Source organism: Blautia coccoides, assembly GCF_034355335.1.
Taxonomy (GTDB): domain Bacteria; phylum Bacillota; class Clostridia; order Lachnospirales; family Lachnospiraceae; genus Blautia; species Blautia producta.
Map to the genome: position 1 here is coordinate 970714 of NZ_CP136422.1, position 19609 is coordinate 990322.

Here is a 19609-nt window from a genome sequence, read left to right on the forward strand (position 1 = left end):
TGGGAGGTACGGTAATGCAGTTAATAATACAAATGCATTTGGAATCAGATGCAATATTTGGAAATGGAGTCAGCATACCAGGAGGAGAGGACATTGGTATCCAGACAGATACCAATGGATTTCCCTATATGAAAGGCAGCACATTAAAAGGACTTTTCAGAAAAGAGTTGATAAATTTTCTGAATTGGGAGCAGAAATCCCCGGAGGAGATCAGAGAAACGGTACAGTGCTTGGCTGGAGAACGCGGAAATGATGACATTAATAATCCTCGGAAATTGATTTTTTCAGATTGTATTTTTCACCCGGCCCTTCAGGAATCAATATTGGCGGAAGGAATTTCCCGGCAGGAGGTTCAGAATATTTTTACTTATCTTCGGACTTTTACAAGTTTGGAAGATGGTTTGGCAAAGGACGGCTCCCTCCGAATGGCGAGATGTATTAAAAAGGGATTAAATTTTTATGGAACATGCTGCTGCGCTGAAGAGGATGAAGCCTTAGTATGCAGCGTATTGACCATGATTAAGTGGGCAGGAAGTATGAGAAACCGAGGCTTTGGAAAAATTGAGATGAAGGTGGGGAAAGCAGATGAGTAGATATATAAGATTTGTGATAGAAAACGTTGCCCCTGTCAGAATCGCAAATGATGAGACAAGTCAGCATGGACAGACGGATACACTGAAATATATTCCGGGCAGTACGCTGCGCGGCCTTGTTGTAAACAGTCTGCTTTCGCAGGGAGAGAAGTTTGAGAAATATAAAAAACAGATTTTCTCAAGCAAGGTACAGTTTATGAATGCATACCTTATGGTGGAAAAAAAGGAACTGATTCCATCTCTGAAAGGCTTCTATGAGGATAAAAAGGAATATCCGGGGAAAAAACCTATAGAGAATGTAATGACAGGAGATATTGCCCCGGGTACGAAAAGGGCATCTCTGGGGCATTATTGTTATATTAATGAGGACTGTGTTTTTTATACAGATGTGCAGACTGGGGAGGACTTAAATATTAATACAGGAAGAGACAGTGATAAAGCCATATTCCGAAGTCAGTACATAAAAAAAGGCCAGCGTTTTGCAGGGTATATCAATTTTACGGAAGATATAGAAGAGGAATTGATCTTACTGATCGCACAGGTGTTCCATGGCATTATTTATATGGGTAATAAGCGCTCTGCAGGATATGGAGCGTGCAAATGCATAAGCACTGAAATTAAAGAAGGGATGCCTTACGAAAAGTTACGAAATAAACAGATATCCGATACATTTTTCCTTGTTCTTCTTTCCGATATGGTGATGGTGAATGAGTATGGAGAAATGGCAGGTTTGTATATTCCGGAACTGGAGAAAGAGCTGGGGTGCGAAAAACTGACGGTTATCCGTTGTGCGACATCCATTCGGGAAGTATATGGTTACAATCGTATCTGGAAAGGAGCTGTACCATCAGCGGTGATGTATGAGGCAGGAAGTGTTTTTTACATAAAAGCAGTAGGAATGCTCCAGAAAGAAAAGCTTCGCAGTCTTGAAAAAAAAGGAATTGGAATCAGAAGAAATGAAGGGTTCGGACAGATTGCCGTTTGGGATTCTTATGGTGAAATTAGATATAAAAAGGCTTTTTATGACGAAAATACAGATAGTAGTAAATATGAGGATACTGTAACAGAACAGTCTCTGCAACGAGCAGAGATTCAATCGGATCTTGAGATTGCCGCGAAAGGTCTTCTACAGTATCGCATTGAAAGGGCAATAGAAAAATATATTGTGGAAGATGCGTCTACCGGAAATCTAAAAGGAATTTCAAAGAGTAAGAGGGGTGTTGTGGAATCTATGTGTATGCAGCTTCGCTATACTCCGCAGGAAGCACGGGAACAGCTTGAACGCTACATTAAACATTTAGAAGTGAAGGACAGTCGTTTGAAGGATCAGACCCAAAAGCGACAGCTATTGCATCTCTATGTGAATGAAGTCTTGCAGAAGGATTTATGTGAAATTTTGAATTTGGAGTGGAAAGAAAATAAAATTTTTGGTATCCGCGTAAAGGATATTCTCTCCGGTGATGATGAAATAAAATATAAACTGAAGCTTATTATTAATCAGATCAGATACGTCAACAGGAAGGAGAAAGACCATGCAGAATAACCAGGATTCTCAAAGCTGCTATGGCAGCGTATATGACAGAGTAATAAAATATCGGGTAAAGGCAGAGTGCAGGGAACCTCTCCATATAGGCACGGGTGAAAAGGAGCAGGGGGAAATCCTGATCCATCCGGTTGAGGAACGTCCCTTTATTCCGGCAACAGGGATTGCAGGCGCATTTCGTGAATACTTTACGGATGGGGATCTGCGTAATGAAATGTTTGGAATGGTGAATGAAAAAGGCAGTGACAGCAGCCGGATTCGTTTTTGCGATGGCTTTTTTAAGAAAGCCGCTGTAGAAACAGAACTGCGCCCACATGTAAAAATTGATGGGGAGACGGGAACCTGTCAAAGTATAAATGTAAAAGGTGCGACAATTTCCAGTGGACAGAAGTTTGAGATTGAATCAGTAGCAGCAGGCTCTGAGTTTGAGTTTTTTGTATATGTATTTGAAAAAGAAAAATCATATGAAACGTCGTTTGAAGGGGCTTTAGAAGCATTACATTGTGGGAATATACAGCTTGGCGGGCAGAAAAGTAATGGTTGTGGTTATGTGAAGCTTGTATCAGTAAAAAAGTCGGTTTATATTCTGACAGATCAAAATGACAGAAAGCAGTGGCCGAAAGAAGAAAAAGAAATGAAGGATATTACGGATGTAATTATTGAAAAGGCAGAAAAGCAGGACCAACGTCTTCATTTTGAGTTGTCAGGAAGCACAGAAGGCGCAATCCTTGTGAAAATGGTCAGTGTAGCTAACTACAGTGAGGAGGCTCCGGATGCACAGAATATTGTAAATCACAGGAAAGAGTATATCATTCCGGCTTCTTCCCTAAAGGGGACCATCCGCAGCCAGATGGAAAAAATTGCAGTTTATAAAGGTATGAATTTAAAGATCATTGACAATATTTTTGGAACTTGCGCAGAGAAGCATAGTGAAGGAAAGATTGGTGAAATAAAATTTTTCGATTGCGTTGTGGGGAATACGGCTGATAATGACAAAGTAAAGAAGCAGACCCGGATACATATTGATAAGTTTACCGGCGGTGTGATCTCACAGGCTCTTTTTAGTGAAAAGCCGGCTTATGGCTCCCTGATGATCCGTGTGGATATGGAAAATGCATGTGACTACGCCGGAAATGCGCTTCTTCTTATGGCGCTGCGCGACCTGGGGATGGGAATTCTTCCGGTGGGAAGCGGAAGCAGCATTGGACGTGGCTATCTTTCCTGTGACAGTTTGAAGATCAGTAAAGGCGCAGAGGTTATTGTAGAAATTGATCTAAAAGCCGGTAAAATTGTAAAGGGTGCCGCTGTTATAGAAGAATATATTGGTTTCACAGACAGGGGGATTAGAAATGGCACAGATAGTTGAAAATCTTGAGGTTGAAAATCTGACGATGGAAGAGGCAAAAGTATCTCTTGGAAATTATGATTTTGCTATTGTCCACATGATCAGCCAAATGCAATATGGAGAGATGGACAGTATTATCGTCAACTGGGAAGAACTTTTGGAAATGCGGGCATTCAAAGAGAAAGAAGAATTGCATATCTTTGAGAGGAACGGTGAGACGAAGGCAGTCCATGTCTTTGAAACAGACGAGGTAAAGGATATTATTTTAAAATCTTATCTTATGAGGAACGGAAAGAAACTGGTGGTAAAAGAATATCTGCAGCCGGATGAAGACGGCCAAGCAGTGGTGAAATATACCAGACCACTTTCCATGAAATGAGGGAGGAAACCATGGATCAGAAAAAATATAAAGGCTATGTAGGGGCTCCATACAATTTTGTAGGACTTAGTGACAGGGTCTATAAGAAGGAAAAATTGCAGCCTAACAATGTGATTGAAAAGGAAAGAAAATCCGGAACTATCACATATGAAATCACTGCAAAAACTCCAATTTTTATTGACAACGGAGATAATGAATTTTATAAAGACTGTTATGGTCAGTATGCAATTCCGGGGAGCACGGTGAGGGGACTGGTACGTTCAAATGTACAGATTTTGAGCTGCTCCTCCGTAAAAGATGATATTCAGGATGGATACCTGATGTACCGGCACGTAGCCAGCGGATTAAATAAAGAGACTTATAATGATGTTCTTGGATATGATCAGACAGAAATCGCTCTTCCGGGAGGGGAAAAAATACAGATGTCTGTCTTGAAAAATGTTAAAGCCGGATATATCAAAAATGTGGGAAAGCATCAATATATAATTATGAAAACTTCCCTGGATCGTATCAGGAAGGAGTTAGGGGAAAGGAATTATTACGTGCTGAGTGAACGAAAAATTATTGAGAGCGGGTATAAGGGCTTTGAATTTTTGAAGACACTGGAACTTCAGAACCAAGACGGAGAATTTGAACCGAAAATAGACAAAAAAGGACGTATGCATTATGTAGGAAGAAAAAACGATAAGTATAGGCCTTATTATAAAGCAGTATCATATCAGGTGGATGAGAAGGATAAGGTGTGTACCATTGATAGATTGGGAACGTACAAGAAGCAGGGATACCTAATGTCAACCGGCTATATGCAGGAGAAAAAGGCCCTCTATCTTATTCCGGAAATAGATGAAAATAAAGACTCAATTTCAATCCCGGAAGAAGATATTGATAATTTCAGACGTGATTATGAAAGCAGAAAAAATCAGGTGGAGGCCGTCAGTAAGACATTCTTTAATCTTCCGGAAAACGGCAGAAAAAAGCCTGTATTTTATATTCAGCTGGGCGGAAAATTATATTTTGGATTTACCCCCAGGCTCAGGGTTTTCTATGAACATAAAATTTCAGATGGTTTGAAAGGGGACCAAAGGAGTGGATGTCTGGATTACAGTAACTCATTATTTGGATTTTCCAAAGAAGCAGGAGGCTATAAATCAAGGCTATCCTTTATGGATGCCCGGATTGTAACGGACTATAAGGAGACGGACAAGCAGTCCATGATACTGGGAGGACCGAAGCCAACCAGTTATTTGGATTATCTTGAAGCATCCCATGGGGAGAAAGAAGTTTCTTATAATGATGATTTCCGGCTTCGGGGTATCAAACAATACTGGTTGAAAGAAAATATCGTAAGAGGGGAGGTAGGGAAAAATCCGAAGGTGGCATCACATTTCAATCCGCTGTATGCAGGGGTGAAATTTTGTGGAAAAATTAAATTTAATAATGTTACAGAAGAAGAGCTTGGTATGTTACTGTGGGGACTTCTTCTTGAAGAGAACAGCCAGCAGAATATTGGAAAAGGAAAGCCATATGGTTATGGACGGATTTCAGTAGAATTAAAGGAGCTTCAGATTTTAGATAATGAGGCCTTATATAATGGTGAAAGTTTGTGCCTGCAGCCATATAAACCGGAGAAAGAGACGGAAAAGTATAAAAAGTATATACAGATGGCAAAGGATGATATGACACGCTTTGTTGGCAGCGATATTATGCTTGCACCGCAGATTTGTGACTTTTTGGATATGAAGGATCCTGAAAAGATACCACCAAGCGGCAGAACCAGATATATGTCTATTCAGCGAAATAAAAATGAATATCAAGAACGTAATGCAAAAAAGATACAACTGCCCTCTGTGGATGATGTGATAAAGGGAAATCCGATCATATATGAGGAACAAGGTGACGGGCATTATGGAGGGAATGCAAAGCAGTACACTGATAGAAATAAAAACAATAATAGAAAACATGATAAAACAAAATATTCCGGCAGTAAGAAGCAATCTGGAAGAGAAAAGTCTAAAGATATGGGATAAATATTATGGCAGATGCTTTAAAAGGAATTATTGTTGGAAACGGAGAGGATGAAAATAAATAAGACTTTTAATTTAATAACAGGGGTGTATGTTTAGGGGTTTTATGGTTTATTTATGATAAGACGGCAGTCAGATTAGACATATTTAAGAAAAAGTTGGAGGACAATAGATGAACAAAAATATTCTGCTGGTAAATTTAAGTGTTGTAGATCCTAAGAAGATTAATGAAGAATATACGTATCGATATAAGGATGAAGAACAGTATTTTGAATGTAAAGGGATACAGACAAATGAAGCGGTAACAAAATTGCTTTTATCCCAAATAAATAAAAAGGCGGAGAAATTAGACTGTATATATCTGATCGTATCAGAGGCTGTTGAAAAAGAAATATCTGCGACATTTTCTGATGGAAAGAAAAGAACACATAAAGAATTTTATCTGGAACAGATTGAAAAATATTGTGTGGTTAACAATTTGACAGACGTCTGGAATAGAGAACATATAATAGAATTTTCTATAAAGGATGCACCGGATAATATGGCATTAATGCGAAGCTCTATTCAGATAACAGAGCAATTGTATGATTTAAAGCAGAAATTACAAAACGAAGAAGGAGATGTACACCTTTATATTGACTCCAATGGAGGCCTTCGTGATTTTATGACTGTTCTGCTTGGCACTATACAGCTTTTAAAACTGAGGGATTTTTATGTTCATAGCATTTGGGGCGTTTATTTTGGGCCTGACAAAAAAATAATTGTTAACAAAACAAAAGCCTATAAGATATTTGATCTGATTTCTGGGATTGATGAGTATACAGGATATGGAAGGGCAAAGCGACTGAACCAATTCTTTTTACAGTCTGAGATATGCCATGACCAGGGGATTCTTGAAGTTATTAACAGTCTGGCTGAACATATACAATTGTGCCATCCTGCAAAGATTCAGAAAGAATTAGAGCAGTTGAAAAAATTATCATATAAATATATCAACTCTAATAAAGTCACTGATGAAAATTATGCTTTTTGGAATTTTGTCCTGAAGGAAATTTTAAAAGATTATGGGGCATTGATTTTAGACTGCAGGGAGCCGAGGGAGCTGAAAGATATAGTTTTTAAAAAGAATTGTGCTACTGTTCTGGAATTAATACAATGGTGTATAAGAAAAGATTTTCTACAGCAGGCTCTTACCTTATTTGAAAGTAAAATGCCATCAATGCTTGTGGGAGAAAAGGATAAGGATGAAACTCCTGTTGTGATAGACCCTGATATTAGGAATGATATTGAGAAACGCTATAAATTTTGCTTTGATAAGAATGGAAAAAAACAAGAGAAAAGACTGGTGAAAGGGAAAGACTGGAGCTACATATTTTTAACTCATTATCTGAATGATAATGGGGATGGGGTTAAGAAGTATTGGGAAAAGGAGGCTGACCGCGTACGGTATTTATCCTACAATGGGAAAGAAACCCATAAACTGGAAGAACTTATAAGTAAAAATCCCTTAAATCCCATATATTCTAATTGTGAGCGAAAGGAATTAAAGGGGATTTTAAGATTATATCGAAGCATCAAAGCTGAAAGAAATGGGATCAATCATGCAAGCAATAAAAACGGACATTCAAACGAACCCATGAATAAAGCAGAAATGGAAGAGCTTTTAAAAGAGGCAGTAACAAGGCTAAAAAAAATTGGGGTAAAGTAGAAGTTTAGGCCGGGAAAGGGATATTTCCATGAAAAAACCATAAATACGTGAAAGGGAATAGGGGAGGATTGCAGATGGAAAATACATATATTACCACAATTTCCATGCAGGGAGCCGGTCAGCTACATAAGGTACTATATCATCCCGAAGGGTTTGAATTGCAGGGGAATATAGAAACCAGTTTTCCTATCATTCCGGTCATAAAAGAGCATATGGATGAGATGGGGAGGATGAAAATCATAGCTGTTACCATAGAGAATGAAGATGTCAATCGTAATTATGAACGTTTTCTTCAAGAGCTTTCCGAAATCGGGATCAATGAGAAGGTTGTAAAAAAAGTATTGATTCGGGAGGAGATCAGTAAAAAGGTACAGTTTGAATTAATGATGAGACTGCTAAATGAGGTGTCGGAGGATTCCCATATCTATATGTGTATTACATATGGATTAAAGCCTACATCGGTTCTTATGACATTTATGACGATTTTGCTGCCAATGCTAAAATCTAATTGTGTTATTCAGGGTTTATATTATGGGCAGTTCCCCAGACGTAATAAAGAAGGATTATATGACAAAGCGAAACTTTGTGATTTGACAGAACTTATCTATCTGCAGCAGAAAGCACAACAAATGGAAAACATGGATATCAGTGACCCGGAGGCTTTTTTCCTGCATATGCTCCATGAAGAAGCAGAACGTGTCAAGCTGTCAAATGAAACAGAATGAGTAAAATAAAGGGCTGATATAGGAAGAAAAGTGTATGGCCGCTCTCACTGCTGATTGTATTTTAAGAGGGTATGAAGAAAAGTCTGTAAATAGGATTCTTCTATGATAAGACTTGGTGGAATGCTTAGAAATTAGGTATTCCACCTTTGTTTTATATATACCATCCAGAGGATGGCATGTCAATAGCAGGCGGCTTTTCCGCCTGTTTTAACCAAACTGTTTTTTATTCTGGAAGCCGTCCCTCATACATAATACTCAGTTCACCGTAGACCTGGCCCCAGTTCCGGATGGTGGTAGTCCACCTTTTTGTTGCTTCAAAAGTGGCTAGATACAGGGCTTTCAGCAGCGCTGTATCGCTCGGAAATACACTTCTCTGCTGGTTTAATTTCCGATACGTGGAATTCAGGGATTCTATGGCATTGGTCGTGTATATGACCTTCCGGACATCTGCTGAAAACTTGAAGATCGGAGAAATAGAATCCCAGTTATCCTTCCAGCGTTTCATGGAATTCGGATATTTTGGTGTCCATTTCTCTGTTACCCTCTCAAGGGCTGCCAGAGCTTTCTTTTCGTCTGGCGCCTGATAGATTGTCTTCAGATCCGTTGCAAAAGCCTTCCTGTCTTTATCCGGAACATATTTCAGGGTATTTCTTACTTGATGGACAATACAGCGTTGATATTCTGTTTTGGGGAAGGCAGCCGCAATGGCTTCTTTGATCCCGGCCAGACCGTCGGCACAAAGGATCAGGATGTCTTTTACACCCCGGTTTTTTAATTCATTCAGAACAGAAAGCCAATATTTAGAGCTTTCATTATCTCCAACCTGAATGGTAAGGACTTCCTTTTTTCCTTCCGTATTGATCCCCAGGATCACATATGCCGCTAGTTTGCGGATCACCCCGTTATCCCGGACAGAATAGTGGATCGCATCGATAAAAAGGATCGGATATATTTCATCTAAGGGTCGGTTCTGCCAGTCTTCGATCTGAGGAAGGATCTTATCTGTTACATCAGAAATAAATCCTTCCGAAGTTTCAAAGCCGTAAATATCTTCGATCGTTTCAGAAATCTGTCTGGTGGTCATCCCTTTGGCGTACATGGAAATGATCTTCTGATCAATATCTGAAATATCTTTCTGACGTTTTTTACGACCTGAGGCTGAAAAGTGGATTTGCGATCCTGAGGGACCTCAATCTCCATGGTGCCATAACTGCTGTTTACGCGTTTGCGTTTGTAGCCATTTCTGTAATCCTCGTTATCAGAGCGTTCAGATTTTTCATATCCCAGATGATCCTCCATTTCTGCTTCCATCATTTCTTTGATCGTTCCACCCAGAAGATCTTTCAGAGCATCCTGAATATCTTCAGCTGTCTGAATATCGTATTCTTCCAGGAGCTGATGGATAATGTTACGTTTTCCTTCTGTCATTTGTACCCGATGTACAGGTTTCTTCTCTCTTGCCATAATAAAAGGCCCTCCTATGATTATTTTGATTTTATCATAGAAGAACCCTTCAATCACATATTTACAGAAAAAGTTTCACACTCCCTATTTTAAGCGGCAGCGAGAGCGGCCCTTATGGTTCAATGATGCGTATGTCCTATATTCTGATTTCCCCATTGTTTCAGGCTGAAGGAAACGCCAAAACAAATTCACTTCCCTGACCCTCCCTGCTGTTCACACGGACAAAACCATCGCACAGATTGCATACATGCTGGACAAGACTCAGTCCGATCCCATAGCCGTCCTTGTTCAATTCCCTGATTTGATAACCGTGTTCAAATATCAGTTCTGCCTCTTCCTCACTCATTCCCATACCGTGATCCCGTATATGGAGCAAAACACTGTCATGCTGCTGTTCCAGGGCTACATGGATCAAGCTTCCGCCGCCGTATTTGACGGCGCTGTCCAGCAGGTTGTCAACGGCCCGACGCAGCCATTGTTCTTTGCCTAAAATATCATAGGAGGCATCTTCATCAAAGCAGAAGGTGAGGTTGGGATAAACGTCTCGATAAGTATCACATTCTTCCGCCGCGATCAGAGCCAGGTCCACCATCTCACGGCTTGCGTCTCGATGTGCAGAGATAGTCAGGATATCATCTACGGATTGAGCCAGTGTCCCAATATCCCGTATCAGCAGGGAATCAGAGGACTCATCCAGGCGGGATTTGATGAGCATGATCAGATTTTTTTGCTCGTGGGCAATGAAGGAATGGAGACGCTGCTGGTCCTTTTCATACGCGGAGAGCCGTGTATGGATGTTCTGATACTCCTCCTTTAGATCCGTTTCCCGGATGCGCTCAGGCTCCGATTCAGATAGATCCCGCAAATCACTGGCAATGATCCTATTATGCCTGCGCTCCAATGCGCGGATACAAAGCAGCAGCACACTGGAAAACAAAAGGACCAGCAGGCAGACAGCGGTGATGAGTAAGGGCAGATAGCGGAAGAATGCAGAGCGGAAGTAATCGTGCAGCTCCGTTGAGGTGATGGAACTGTTCAGGACAACCTGTCCGCTCTGCGGGGCATAGAACAGGGTTTCCGGCAGCCCGCTGGTATCTGCGCTTGAATTGCGAACAAACAGATAGAAGCATACAATAATGCTAAGACTTAGCAGAATGGTATATCCGGCGATCAAAAACCAGGTTTGCTTTTTTATTCCAGACACAGGTAATACCCCTTTCCTTTTTCGTTGCGCAGGATTGACGTGTCTCCTATTTTGAGTTTCTTCTTGATATTGGCCATATGGACCCGGATGACTCCGGAAAAGGGGTCAAAGTTCTCATCATAGACATGCTCTGCCAGTTCCTCATTGGAAACAATACGCGGATGGCAGCTTGCCAGGTATTCTAAGATATCAAATTCTTTTGCGGAGAGAGGAATCTCCCGTCCGTCCAGCGTTACCCGCCGGGTGGCCGGATCCAGAGACAGTCCTTTGATAAGGATTATGGGGTTCGCCCGTCCCCGGAAACGGCGGATCACTGCCTGGATACGGGCATCCAGCTCTGTGAATTCAAAGGGCTTTGTGATATAGTCGTCGCTGCCAAGCTGCAGACCTTTGACCCGTTGTTCCAGCTCGCCCCGGGCGGTCACAATGAGCACAGGTGCCGTAATACCCCGGCTCCGCCAGTCTTCCAGCAGTTCAAAGCCATCTCTGTCCGGCAGGTTCAAATCCAGCAGGACCGCATCATAATCGTTATCGGAAGCCTTCAAGTCTCCACTTTCTCCATCATTAGCCACATCACATACATATCCAAATCCCGACAGCTTCTCCTTCATCAAATCTGCCAGTTCGGTATTGTCTTCAATTATCAATAAACGCACTGCGCTCACCTGCCATTCTAAATTATATTTATATAGTATACCACAGGCAGTGACTGTACAAAACAAAAATATAATTTCGAAAATCCGGTCTTGCCGCAGAATTAACACTGCCTGTGCTATACTGGGAAAAATCCTAAAAGAAGTCCTAAAAGAAATCCTAAAAGAAATGAGAGAACATTTTATGTATATTTTAAAAAACGCTTTTCAAAATCTATACAGAAATGCAGGGCGGAATCTGCTGGCAGCGGGAATTTTTTTACTAGTCATAACTATGAGCTGTGTGGCCCTGGTGGTCTACAACGATGCAGATGCTATCGCAAGGCAGTACAAGAACCGGTTGAGTACGGAAGTTCTCCTGAACGTAGATGAAAGGAAGGTCAGTGAAGCATGGGAAAAAGATGAAACATTTAGAAAGCCTGAGCTTACCGATGAACTGATCCGAAAAATGGCTGCTTCCAAGTATTTGAAAAAAACTGTGTACAGCGTTCAGATGGAGGCTGTGGCAGATGAGCTGAAATCCTCCACACCGATCGACTACGGTGATATGGAGATACAGCGGGCAGGCGAAGAACCTGCAAAGACCCGTATCCCACAGTATACGCTCAGTGGGTACGAGGATGTAAGCCAGGCTGAGCTGTTCCAAAGCGGACAGGCAAAACTTGCGGGGGAAGGGGATTTCCCCACGGCAGATAATGAATGCCTGATCTCCGACACGCTGGCAGAGATGAACGGACTGAAACCCGGCGACACTTTCCGGGCAAAAAGTATCTATTACACTGACAAGCAGGGGAATCCCCTGGAAGAGATGACGCTTAAAGTTAGCGGAATTTATCATCAGGAATACAGTGAGGGAGAGATGGACAGCGATAATGAAATCTTTACCTGCTATAAACTTCTGACTGACCCCTACTATACTTACGAGCCTGTATTTTTTACGGATTTTTTCCTGAAAAACCCCAGGGATCTGGATGCCTTTGCCCGGGAAGCCTATGCTGCCGGTCTCTCCGAATATTACAGTCTGAGCACGGACACGGTTGCCTACGACGCTTTTGTGAAACCCATTGAGCAGATGTGCGTGATCTCCATGATCTTCTTGTGGGTAGTCCTGGTGCTGGGGGCTGCGATTCTGCTTATTCTCTCCTCGTTAGTAGTGAGAGAGCGGAAATACGAGATTGGCGTTTTGCGTGCCATGGGCATGAAAAAGAGTAAAGTTGCAGCGCAGCTGGTCTTGGAATCTGCACTTATCATGGCAGTCTGCTTGTTCCTCGGCATTGCTCTGGGCAGTCTGCTGGTCCAGCCGGTCACCGATATGCTGTTGGCAGACCAGATGTCCCGGACTTTGAGCGGGCCGGCCCTTGCCAGCGGTATGGGCGGTGCATCTTTTGGAGGGCTGGCTACGGATAATAGGCCGATCGCTCACATTAGTGCAGCGCTGAGTTTTACCACTATCACGGAGCTTGTGGGTATTGCCTTGATCCTGACAGTGATAGCGGGGGCAGCCAGCGCGGGCTTCGCAATGAAGTATGAGCCTATGCGCATTCTGCGTCAGCGAAATTGATAGGGAGGAAGTCAACATGGCTGTTTTATCACTTAAAAACGTGGGATATACCTATGAAAAAACCACAAAGCCGGTATTTCAGGGATTAAATGCTGAGTTTGAGCCGGGCAGGCTCTACTGTATTGTGGGAAGATCCGGAGCGGGGAAAACTTCCCTGCTCTCCCTTTTAGCCGGACTTGATATCTGTACGGAGGGAGCCATCCTGTATGAGGGCGAAGATCTGCGTGAGCTGGACAGGGACCGGTACCGCGCCGAAAAAATAGGCGTTATATTCCAGAGCTATAACCTTTTGTTAAATAAGACTGCATTGGAGAACATTGAGCTTTCTATGTCCATCAGCGGGGTCTGTCATAAAGACAACCGTACCTATGCACTGGCTCTTCTGGAAAGCGTGGGTATCGACCGGGAGACGGCAGGGCGCCGTGTGCTGGGGCTTTCAGGAGGAGAACAGCAGCGGGTGGGCATTGCCCGTGCCCTGTCCCACGAGCCTAATCTGCTGCTGGCGGATGAGCCAAGCGGTAATCTGGACCGGGAGACAGAGCGGGATGTGATAAATATCCTGGTGGATCTGGCCCATGTGCAGAATAAATGCGTGATCATCGTGACGCATTCCTATAAGATTACCAGCTTTGCGGATGAGATTTGGGGACTGAACAAAGGCGGCCGCCTGGTTTACATGGGGAAGGGAGGTGAGGCCTGATGACAGAAAGAAGAAGACAATACATGGGCATCGCCTGCTTTGCCCTGGGTCTGGTATCTGTGGTGTTCGGACTACTCCGGGAGGAGCATTTGACGGTACTTAAAAAAGCGGCGGCGATCTGCCTGGAATGTATTGGGATCGGTTAGGAGAAACATATGAAAAATAAAAAAGTTACAAAAAAAGCAGCAAACAAGCGGCCGAAAAAAGGCATCCGCCTTTGGGTGCAAATCCTATTTGCCGCGTTGACAAACGGCTATGTGAATGGTTTTATCCAGTCAAAGATCTATACGGGGCCCACAAAAGCGCTGTGTGTGCCGGGGCTTAACTGCTATTCCTGTCCCGGTGCCCTGGGAGCCTGTCCCATTGGTTCCCTTCAGGCAGTCATCGGCAGCCGTAACTACCAGTTTTCTTTTTATATCATTGGTTTTTTAATGGCTGTTGGAGCTTTGATCGGACGAGTAGTCTGCGGTTTCCTCTGTCCCTTTGGACTGGTCCAGGATCTGCTGCATAAGATCCTGGTGCCAAAGATAAAAAAGCTGCCGGGGGAAAAATACCTGAGGTATCTCAAATATGTCATTCTTGCGGTGTTCGTCCTGCTGCTGCCCATGTTCGCGGTGAACATCATCGGCCAGGGAGACCCCTGGTTCTGCAAATGGATCTGTCCATCAGGCACCTTGCTGGGAGGCATTCCCCTGGTAGCGGGAAATCCCGACCTGCAGGCTGCCGTTGGCTGGCTGTTTGACTGGAAGGTCTTTCTGCTGTCATCCATCCTGGTGCTTTCCATGTTCAGCTACCGGCCTTTTTGTAAGTTCCTCTGCCCACTGGGCGCGGTCTATGGCGTATTTAACCCCATCTCGCTCTACCATTTGCGTCTGGATGAGGAGAAATGCGTGGATTGCGGCATCTGCAAAGAGATCTGCAAGATGGGCATTGATCCCCGGAAGACGCCAAACAGTCCCGAATGCATCCGCTGTGGAGACTGTGTCCGGGCATGTCCCAAAGGGGCTTTTGCCAAAGGCTTTGGCATTGGTAAAAAAGCAGCGGCGTCATCCTGTACAGGTTCATGTGCTTCCTGCACTGAGTCATGTGCCGGAAACTCTGTTCCAAAAGAAGGACATAAAAACTGACACTTATAAACATATATTTTGAACAATAGAAAGGATAAAATAAAATGAAAAGATTATCTGCATTATTCCTGGCCTTAGGCCTGACAGTTTCCCTTGCGGCCTGCGGCAGCCCTTCTGCCGCCTCGCCCTCCGCTTCCTCATCCGAGTCCGCATCTGCAGACAGTAAGAGCCAGACCCCGGATGTAAACGATATGGTGAAAGAGGATTCTGCCAGCGAGGAAGAGCAGGAACTGATGGAGCGCAGTGTCCGCTTTATAACGGATAAACTCCTCAGCTATGATACATGGAAGAAAGTGATGGAACTGCCCGGAGTGGAATGCCAAAACCATATCTCAGGATATATCGACGATGTTACTCTGGGTGACACAAAAGACCTGCGCCTCAGCGGTGAGCCTGAACTGGAGGAAAACGGACTGTTTGTCACTTATGAGCTGACAGAGGGCAAGGTCCCCGCAGACGGTTCTACCGGAGGTTGTGTGATTCCGGCATCCATGGCTAAAAGTATGGGTAAAAAGGTGGGAGATAGGGTGACTGTGGATACACCGCTGGGCAAGGCGGAGTATGAGATCACCGGGCTGTATGGCTATAGCGAAAAAGGCAAGGTGGGGGGACTCACGGAGGAAAACTCACCGCTGTATGAGCTTTTTGTAACTCCCGAAGATATCGTAAAACTGACCGGTACCAGTAAAGACGGCTATTTCTTTGGAAACACTGTCACCTGCGCCACTGCCGAGGAGGCAAAAAAACTTGTAGAGCAGGCCTCTGCGCTTTTGAAGGATTACGGCACGAAAGCAATGCTGGCAAGCGATTCCAGCGCAGATCTGAGCTATGCGGACAGCGACGAACTGTTCCAAAATGTTGCACTGGACGGGACCGACCTGGACGGCAAAGCCCTGCCGGAGGATCTGCTGGCAAAAGGCGGGGTCACAATGGTGAACGTCTGGGCCACCTTCTGTAATCCCTGTCTGGAGGAAATGCCCCACCTTGAGGAGCTGAACAAGGAATTTGCCGCTGCAGGGAAAAATTTCAAGGTCGTGGGAATAGCAGCCGATGTGGTAAACGATAAAGGAGAGGTGGGCCAGGAACAGTTAGATCTGGCAAAAGAGATCGTGAAAAAGACCGGCGTGACTTATATGAACATCATCCCCGGAGAAAAACTTCAGTCTGACATTCTGCCGAACGTAACTGCCTTCCCTACCAGTTTTTTCCTCAATGACAAAGGAGAGGTGATAAAAACTGTAATGGGTGCCACCACCAAAGATGACTGGGCAAATACAGCCAATGAGTTGTTGGAAAGCCTTAAATAAGGGAATACCCTGCACTCTCGAAAATCATTCTCAGGGAATGGTGCAGTTATTTAAATTACAATGTTCCGGTTTAGAAACGGGCGTACCGCTTAAATGGCGGTACGCCCGTTTGGCTGGTCAGATACAGTAGTGCTGCCACAGTAGTGCTGCCACAGAGGTGCGGCCAAAGAGGTGCTGCCACAGAAGTGTATCAGAATTCATCACCTGACGGCAAAGTTTTCATGAGGGCAAAGAAATGTTTACGCCTAAATGACCGCTGATCTGTTTTGCCCACAACAAAGCTCCGGTGGAACCTTAAAAACCGTTTTTTGAATTTCTCGGGAATTTAACAAACATTGCAGACAAGGATAAAAATTTGCATACATAAATCTGTCATGGACAGGGCCTTTGAATTTTATTTGTATGAAGACTTTTCTCCGGATGGCAATGTGCTTTACATTGTTCGTTTTTCCTTCATAGAGAACGATTACTACTACAACATTCTTCTCGGTTTCAGGAACAAATGCGAGTGTTTAGAGCCGTTACTTGTCCTCACAAAAATGAAGTACAGAATACATGAAATAGCAAACATATATGAATAAATAAAAAATTAGCACTCACCTCTTGACACTGCTAATAATTAGTGTTATAGTAGCACTAGAACAAATAACAAAGAGCACAAATCTCGAAATGGAGGGATTTTATGAACATCAGCAAATTTACACAGAAATCACTTCAGGCAGTTCAGGACTTGGAAAAGACAGCTTATGAGTTCGGCAACCAAGAGGTCGAACAGGAGCATTTACTATATAATCTTTTACATCAGGAGGACAGCTTGATCCTGAAACTGATTGAAAAAATGGAAATCCAGAAAGAACACTTTCTGAACAATGTGGAGAAGGCACTGAATGCCAGAACCAAAGTATCCGGCGGCCAGCCATATATCGGGCAGTATCTGAATAAAGCCCTGGTGAGCGCTGAGGATGAGGCAAAGGCCATGGGAGATGAATACGTCTCTGTGGAGCATCTGTTTTTGGCACTGATCAACAATCCCAGCCCGTCTATGAAGAAAATCTGGCAGGAATACGGAATTACAAAAGAGCGTTTCCTTCAGGCTCTGAGCACGGTGCGGGGCAACCAGCGCGTGACGACCGACAACCCGGAGGCCACTTATGATACGCTGAACAAGTATGGACAGGATCTGGTGGAAAAGGCCAGGGAGCAGAAACTGGACCCGGTCATCGGCAGGGACGCGGAAATCCGTAATGTCATTCGTATTCTGTCCAGAAAGACAAAAAATAATCCTGTGCTGATCGGTGAGCCGGGCGTGGGCAAGACAGCCGCTGTAGAGGGACTTGCACAGCGAATCGTTCAGGGCGATGTGCCGGAAGGGTTAAAAGATAAAAAGATTTTCGCACTGGATATGGGTGCCCTGGTAGCAGGCGCCAAGTACAGAGGAGAATTTGAGGAGCGTTTAAAGGCTGTGCTGGAGGAAGTCAGAAAAAGTGAGGGACAGATCATACTGTTCATTGATGAGCTTCATCTGATCGTAGGTGCCGGCAAGACAGAGGGTGCTATGGATGCAGGCAATATGCTGAAGCCTATGCTGGCCAGAGGCGAGCTGCACTGTATCGGTGCCACAACACTGGATGAATACCGCAAGTATATTGAAAAGGACGCAGCGCTTGAGCGCCGTTTCCAGCCTGTCATGGTGGATGAGCCTACAGTTGAGGATACCATTTCCATCTTAAGGGGACTGAAAGAACGGTACGAAGTCTTCCATGGCGTCAAGATCACTGACGGCGCTCTGGTAGCGGCGGCAACCTTGTCAAACCGCTATATTTCCGACAGGTTCCTGCCGGATAAGGCCATTGACCTGGTGGATGAGGCATGCGCTCTTATCAAGACAGAGCTGGATTCCATGCCTACAGAGCTGGATGATCTTCGCAGAAGGATCATGCAGATGGAAATTGAGGAGGCTGCCCTGAAGAAAGAGAACGACAGGCTCAGCCAGGACCGGCTGGTGGATCTGCAGAAAGATATGGCGGAGCTGCGCGATGAATTTAACGGCAGGAAAGCCCAGTGGGACAATGAAAAAGCCTCTGTGGAGAAGCTTTCCAAACTGCGGGAACAGATTGAAGATATGAACAAACAGATTCAGGTTGCCCAGAGAAATTATGACCTGAATGAAGCGGCAAGGCTGCAGTACGGCGAACTTCCAAAGCTGCAGAAGCAGTTGGAAGTTGAGGAAGAAAAAGTGAAGAGCCAGGATTTATCCCTGGTACATGAGAGCGTTACAGACGAGGAGATTGCAAGGATCATCTCCCGCTGGACAGGAATCCCTGTTGCCAAGCTGACAGAAGGGGAAAAGACCAAGATTCTGGGTCTGGAAGAGGAACTTCACAAACGTGTGATTGGTCAGGATGAGGGTGTTCAGAAAGTAACAGATGCCATCATCCGTTCCAAAGCCGGGATCAAGGACCCAACAAAACCCATTGGCTCCTTCTTATTCCTGGGACCAACTGGTGTAGGTAAGACAGAGCTTGCCAAGACACTGGCAGCTACACTCTTTGATGACGAGCAGAATATGGTGCGTATTGACATGAGCGAGTACATGGAGAAATATTCCGTGTCACGTCTGATCGGAGCGCCTCCGGGATATGTGGGATACGAGGAAGGCGGCCAGCTCACAGAGGCTGTCAGAAGGAAACCATACTCAGTGGTTCTGTTCGATGAAATCGAAAAGGCACACCCGGATGTCTTCAACGTGCTGCTTCAGGTGTTGGATGACGGCCGTATTACAGATTCCCAGGGCCGTACCGTTGACTTTAAGAACACGATCCTGATCATGACATCCAATCTTGGCTCCACCTATCTGCTGGACGGCATTGAGCCTAACGGCGAAATCAGCCAGGAAGCCAGAGATATGGTTGAGAGAGATCTGAGGACGCATTTCCGTCCGGAGTTCTTAAACCGTCTGGATGAGATCATCATGTTCAAACCGCTTACTAAAGAGAATATCGGCGGTATCGTGGATCTGCTGGTGGAGGATCTGAACCGCAGGTTAAGAGACCAGGAGCTGTCTCTGCGCTTGACAGATGCCGCAAAAGATTATATTATTGAGGGCGGATACGACCCCATCTACGGTGCTCGTCCTCTGAAACGCTACCTGCAGAAATACGTGGAGACACTGACTGCAAAACTCATTCTCTCCGGCAATGTGGGAACAGAGGACACCATTGTCATAGATGTGGAAAATGGTGAACTTACAGCCCGCAGGGCATAAGAGGTGAGAGA

At 44.2% G+C, this 19609-nt stretch carries 15 protein-coding genes and 1 pseudogene; 13 read left to right on the top strand and 3 right to left on the bottom strand.

The window, feature by feature from the left end; translation table 11 throughout:
- Nucleotides 1–14: 14 nt before the first annotated feature.
- From BLCOC_RS04220 to BLCOC_RS04250, 7 genes are all read left to right on the top strand, one after another.
- Entirely contained in the window at nt 15–593 is a 579-nt protein-coding gene (locus BLCOC_RS04220; RefSeq protein ID WP_018597748.1) for an RAMP superfamily CRISPR-associated protein, read from the top strand.
- Complete coding sequence (locus BLCOC_RS04225; RefSeq protein WP_115624506.1) at nt 586–2136, top strand: RAMP superfamily CRISPR-associated protein; 1551 nt, start codon at nt 586–588, stop codon at nt 2134–2136. The genes BLCOC_RS04220 and BLCOC_RS04225 overlap by 8 nt, the downstream gene beginning before the upstream one ends.
- Nucleotides 2126–3502 carry an RAMP superfamily CRISPR-associated protein gene (locus tag BLCOC_RS04230; protein WP_115624507.1) on the top strand — a complete coding sequence of 459 codons (1377 nt, stop codon included), beginning with the start codon at nt 2126–2128 and terminating at the stop codon, nt 3500–3502. The genes BLCOC_RS04225 and BLCOC_RS04230 overlap by 11 nt, the downstream gene beginning before the upstream one ends.
- Complete coding sequence (locus tag BLCOC_RS04235; protein ID WP_018597751.1) at nt 3486–3860, top strand: hypothetical protein; 375 nt, start codon at nt 3486–3488, stop codon at nt 3858–3860. Before BLCOC_RS04230 ends, BLCOC_RS04235 begins: the two co-directional genes overlap by 17 nt.
- 11 nt (nt 3861–3871) lie before the next feature.
- On the top strand, nt 3872–5887 hold the full coding sequence (locus BLCOC_RS04240) for a TIGR03986 family type III CRISPR-associated RAMP protein (protein ID WP_165907349.1): 2016 nt from the start codon (nt 3872–3874) through the stop codon (nt 5885–5887).
- A 169-nt stretch (nt 5888–6056) separates the two neighbouring features.
- Nucleotides 6057–7592: a TM1812 family CRISPR-associated protein gene (locus BLCOC_RS04245; RefSeq protein WP_115624509.1), complete on the top strand. Its 1536-nt coding sequence runs from the start codon at nt 6057–6059 to the stop codon at nt 7590–7592.
- A 74-nt stretch (nt 7593–7666) separates the two neighbouring features.
- A complete protein-coding gene (locus tag BLCOC_RS04250) occupies nt 7667–8317 on the top strand; it encodes a TM1812 family CRISPR-associated protein (protein ID WP_115624510.1) in 651 nt (216 codons plus the stop codon).
- 223 nt (nt 8318–8540) lie between these two features.
- Here BLCOC_RS04250 and BLCOC_RS04255 read toward each other — a convergent pair.
- The 3 genes and pseudogenes from BLCOC_RS04255 to BLCOC_RS04265 all read right to left on the bottom strand — a co-directional run bounded on the left by BLCOC_RS04255 (nt 8541) and on the right by BLCOC_RS04265 (nt 11641).
- Nucleotides 8541–9781: pseudogene (locus BLCOC_RS04255) on the bottom strand (IS256 family transposase).
- A 160-nt stretch (nt 9782–9941) separates the two neighbouring features.
- Nucleotides 9942–10985, bottom strand: a complete 1044-nt coding sequence (locus BLCOC_RS04260) for a sensor histidine kinase (RefSeq protein ID WP_115624511.1) — start codon at nt 10983–10985, stop codon at nt 9942–9944.
- The gene (locus BLCOC_RS04265) at nt 10973–11641 is read right to left on the bottom strand and encodes a response regulator transcription factor (protein ID WP_115624512.1); all 669 of its coding nucleotides are present in this window, start codon (nt 11639–11641) and stop codon (nt 10973–10975) included. The genes BLCOC_RS04260 and BLCOC_RS04265 overlap by 13 nt, the downstream gene beginning before the upstream one ends.
- A 181-nt stretch (nt 11642–11822) precedes the next feature.
- On the opposite strand from BLCOC_RS04265, the gene BLCOC_RS04270 reads away from it, so the two are divergent.
- From BLCOC_RS04270 to clpB, 6 genes are all read left to right on the top strand, one after another.
- The gene (locus BLCOC_RS04270) at nt 11823–13199 is read left to right on the top strand and encodes an ABC transporter permease (RefSeq protein WP_115624513.1); all 1377 of its coding nucleotides are present in this window, start codon (nt 11823–11825) and stop codon (nt 13197–13199) included.
- A gap of 16 nt (nt 13200–13215) precedes the next feature.
- On the top strand, nt 13216–13899 hold the full coding sequence (locus BLCOC_RS04275; RefSeq protein ID WP_115624514.1) for an ABC transporter ATP-binding protein: 684 nt from the start codon (nt 13216–13218) through the stop codon (nt 13897–13899).
- A complete protein-coding gene (locus BLCOC_RS04280) occupies nt 13899–14045 on the top strand; it encodes a CD1871A family CXXC motif-containing protein (RefSeq protein ID WP_165907321.1) in 147 nt (48 codons plus the stop codon). Before BLCOC_RS04275 ends, BLCOC_RS04280 begins: the two co-directional genes overlap by 1 nt.
- A gap of 9 nt (nt 14046–14054) precedes the next feature.
- Nucleotides 14055–15026, top strand: a complete 972-nt coding sequence (locus BLCOC_RS04285) for a 4Fe-4S binding protein (RefSeq protein WP_115624515.1) — start codon at nt 14055–14057, stop codon at nt 15024–15026.
- Nucleotides 15027–15070: 44 nt separating this feature from the next.
- The gene (locus BLCOC_RS04290) at nt 15071–16333 is read left to right on the top strand and encodes a redoxin family protein (RefSeq protein ID WP_115624516.1); all 1263 of its coding nucleotides are present in this window, start codon (nt 15071–15073) and stop codon (nt 16331–16333) included.
- Between the two features lie 682 nt (nt 16334–17015).
- On the top strand, nt 17016–19598 hold the full coding sequence (clpB, locus tag BLCOC_RS04300) for an ATP-dependent chaperone ClpB (RefSeq protein ID WP_018597758.1): 2583 nt from the start codon (nt 17016–17018) through the stop codon (nt 19596–19598).
- Nucleotides 19599–19609 lie beyond the last annotated feature (11 nt).

Excerpts from the sequence above, each read along its gene's own strand:
- BLCOC_RS04220 (WP_018597748.1), top strand. The coding sequence starts at position 15 with ATGCAGTTAATAATACAAATGCATTTGGAATCAGATGCAATATTTGGA.
- BLCOC_RS04225 (WP_115624506.1), top strand. The coding sequence starts at position 586 with ATGAGTAGATATATAAGATTTGTGATAGAAAACGTTGCCCCTGTCAGA.
- BLCOC_RS04230 (WP_115624507.1), top strand. The coding sequence starts at position 2,126 with ATGCAGAATAACCAGGATTCTCAAAGCTGCTATGGCAGCGTATATGAC.
- BLCOC_RS04235 (WP_018597751.1), top strand. The coding sequence starts at position 3,486 with ATGGCACAGATAGTTGAAAATCTTGAGGTTGAAAATCTGACGATGGAA.
- BLCOC_RS04240 (WP_165907349.1), top strand. The coding sequence starts at position 3,872 with ATGGATCAGAAAAAATATAAAGGCTATGTAGGGGCTCCATACAATTTT.
- BLCOC_RS04245 (WP_115624509.1), top strand. The coding sequence starts at position 6,057 with ATGAACAAAAATATTCTGCTGGTAAATTTAAGTGTTGTAGATCCTAAG.
- BLCOC_RS04250 (WP_115624510.1), top strand. The coding sequence starts at position 7,667 with ATGGAAAATACATATATTACCACAATTTCCATGCAGGGAGCCGGTCAG.
- BLCOC_RS04270 (WP_115624513.1), top strand. The coding sequence starts at position 11,823 with ATGTATATTTTAAAAAACGCTTTTCAAAATCTATACAGAAATGCAGGG.
- BLCOC_RS04275 (WP_115624514.1), top strand. The coding sequence starts at position 13,216 with ATGGCTGTTTTATCACTTAAAAACGTGGGATATACCTATGAAAAAACC.
- BLCOC_RS04280 (WP_165907321.1), top strand. The coding sequence starts at position 13,899 with ATGACAGAAAGAAGAAGACAATACATGGGCATCGCCTGCTTTGCCCTG.
- BLCOC_RS04285 (WP_115624515.1), top strand. The coding sequence starts at position 14,055 with ATGAAAAATAAAAAAGTTACAAAAAAAGCAGCAAACAAGCGGCCGAAA.
- BLCOC_RS04290 (WP_115624516.1), top strand. The coding sequence starts at position 15,071 with ATGAAAAGATTATCTGCATTATTCCTGGCCTTAGGCCTGACAGTTTCC.
- clpB (WP_018597758.1), top strand. The coding sequence starts at position 17,016 with ATGAACATCAGCAAATTTACACAGAAATCACTTCAGGCAGTTCAGGAC.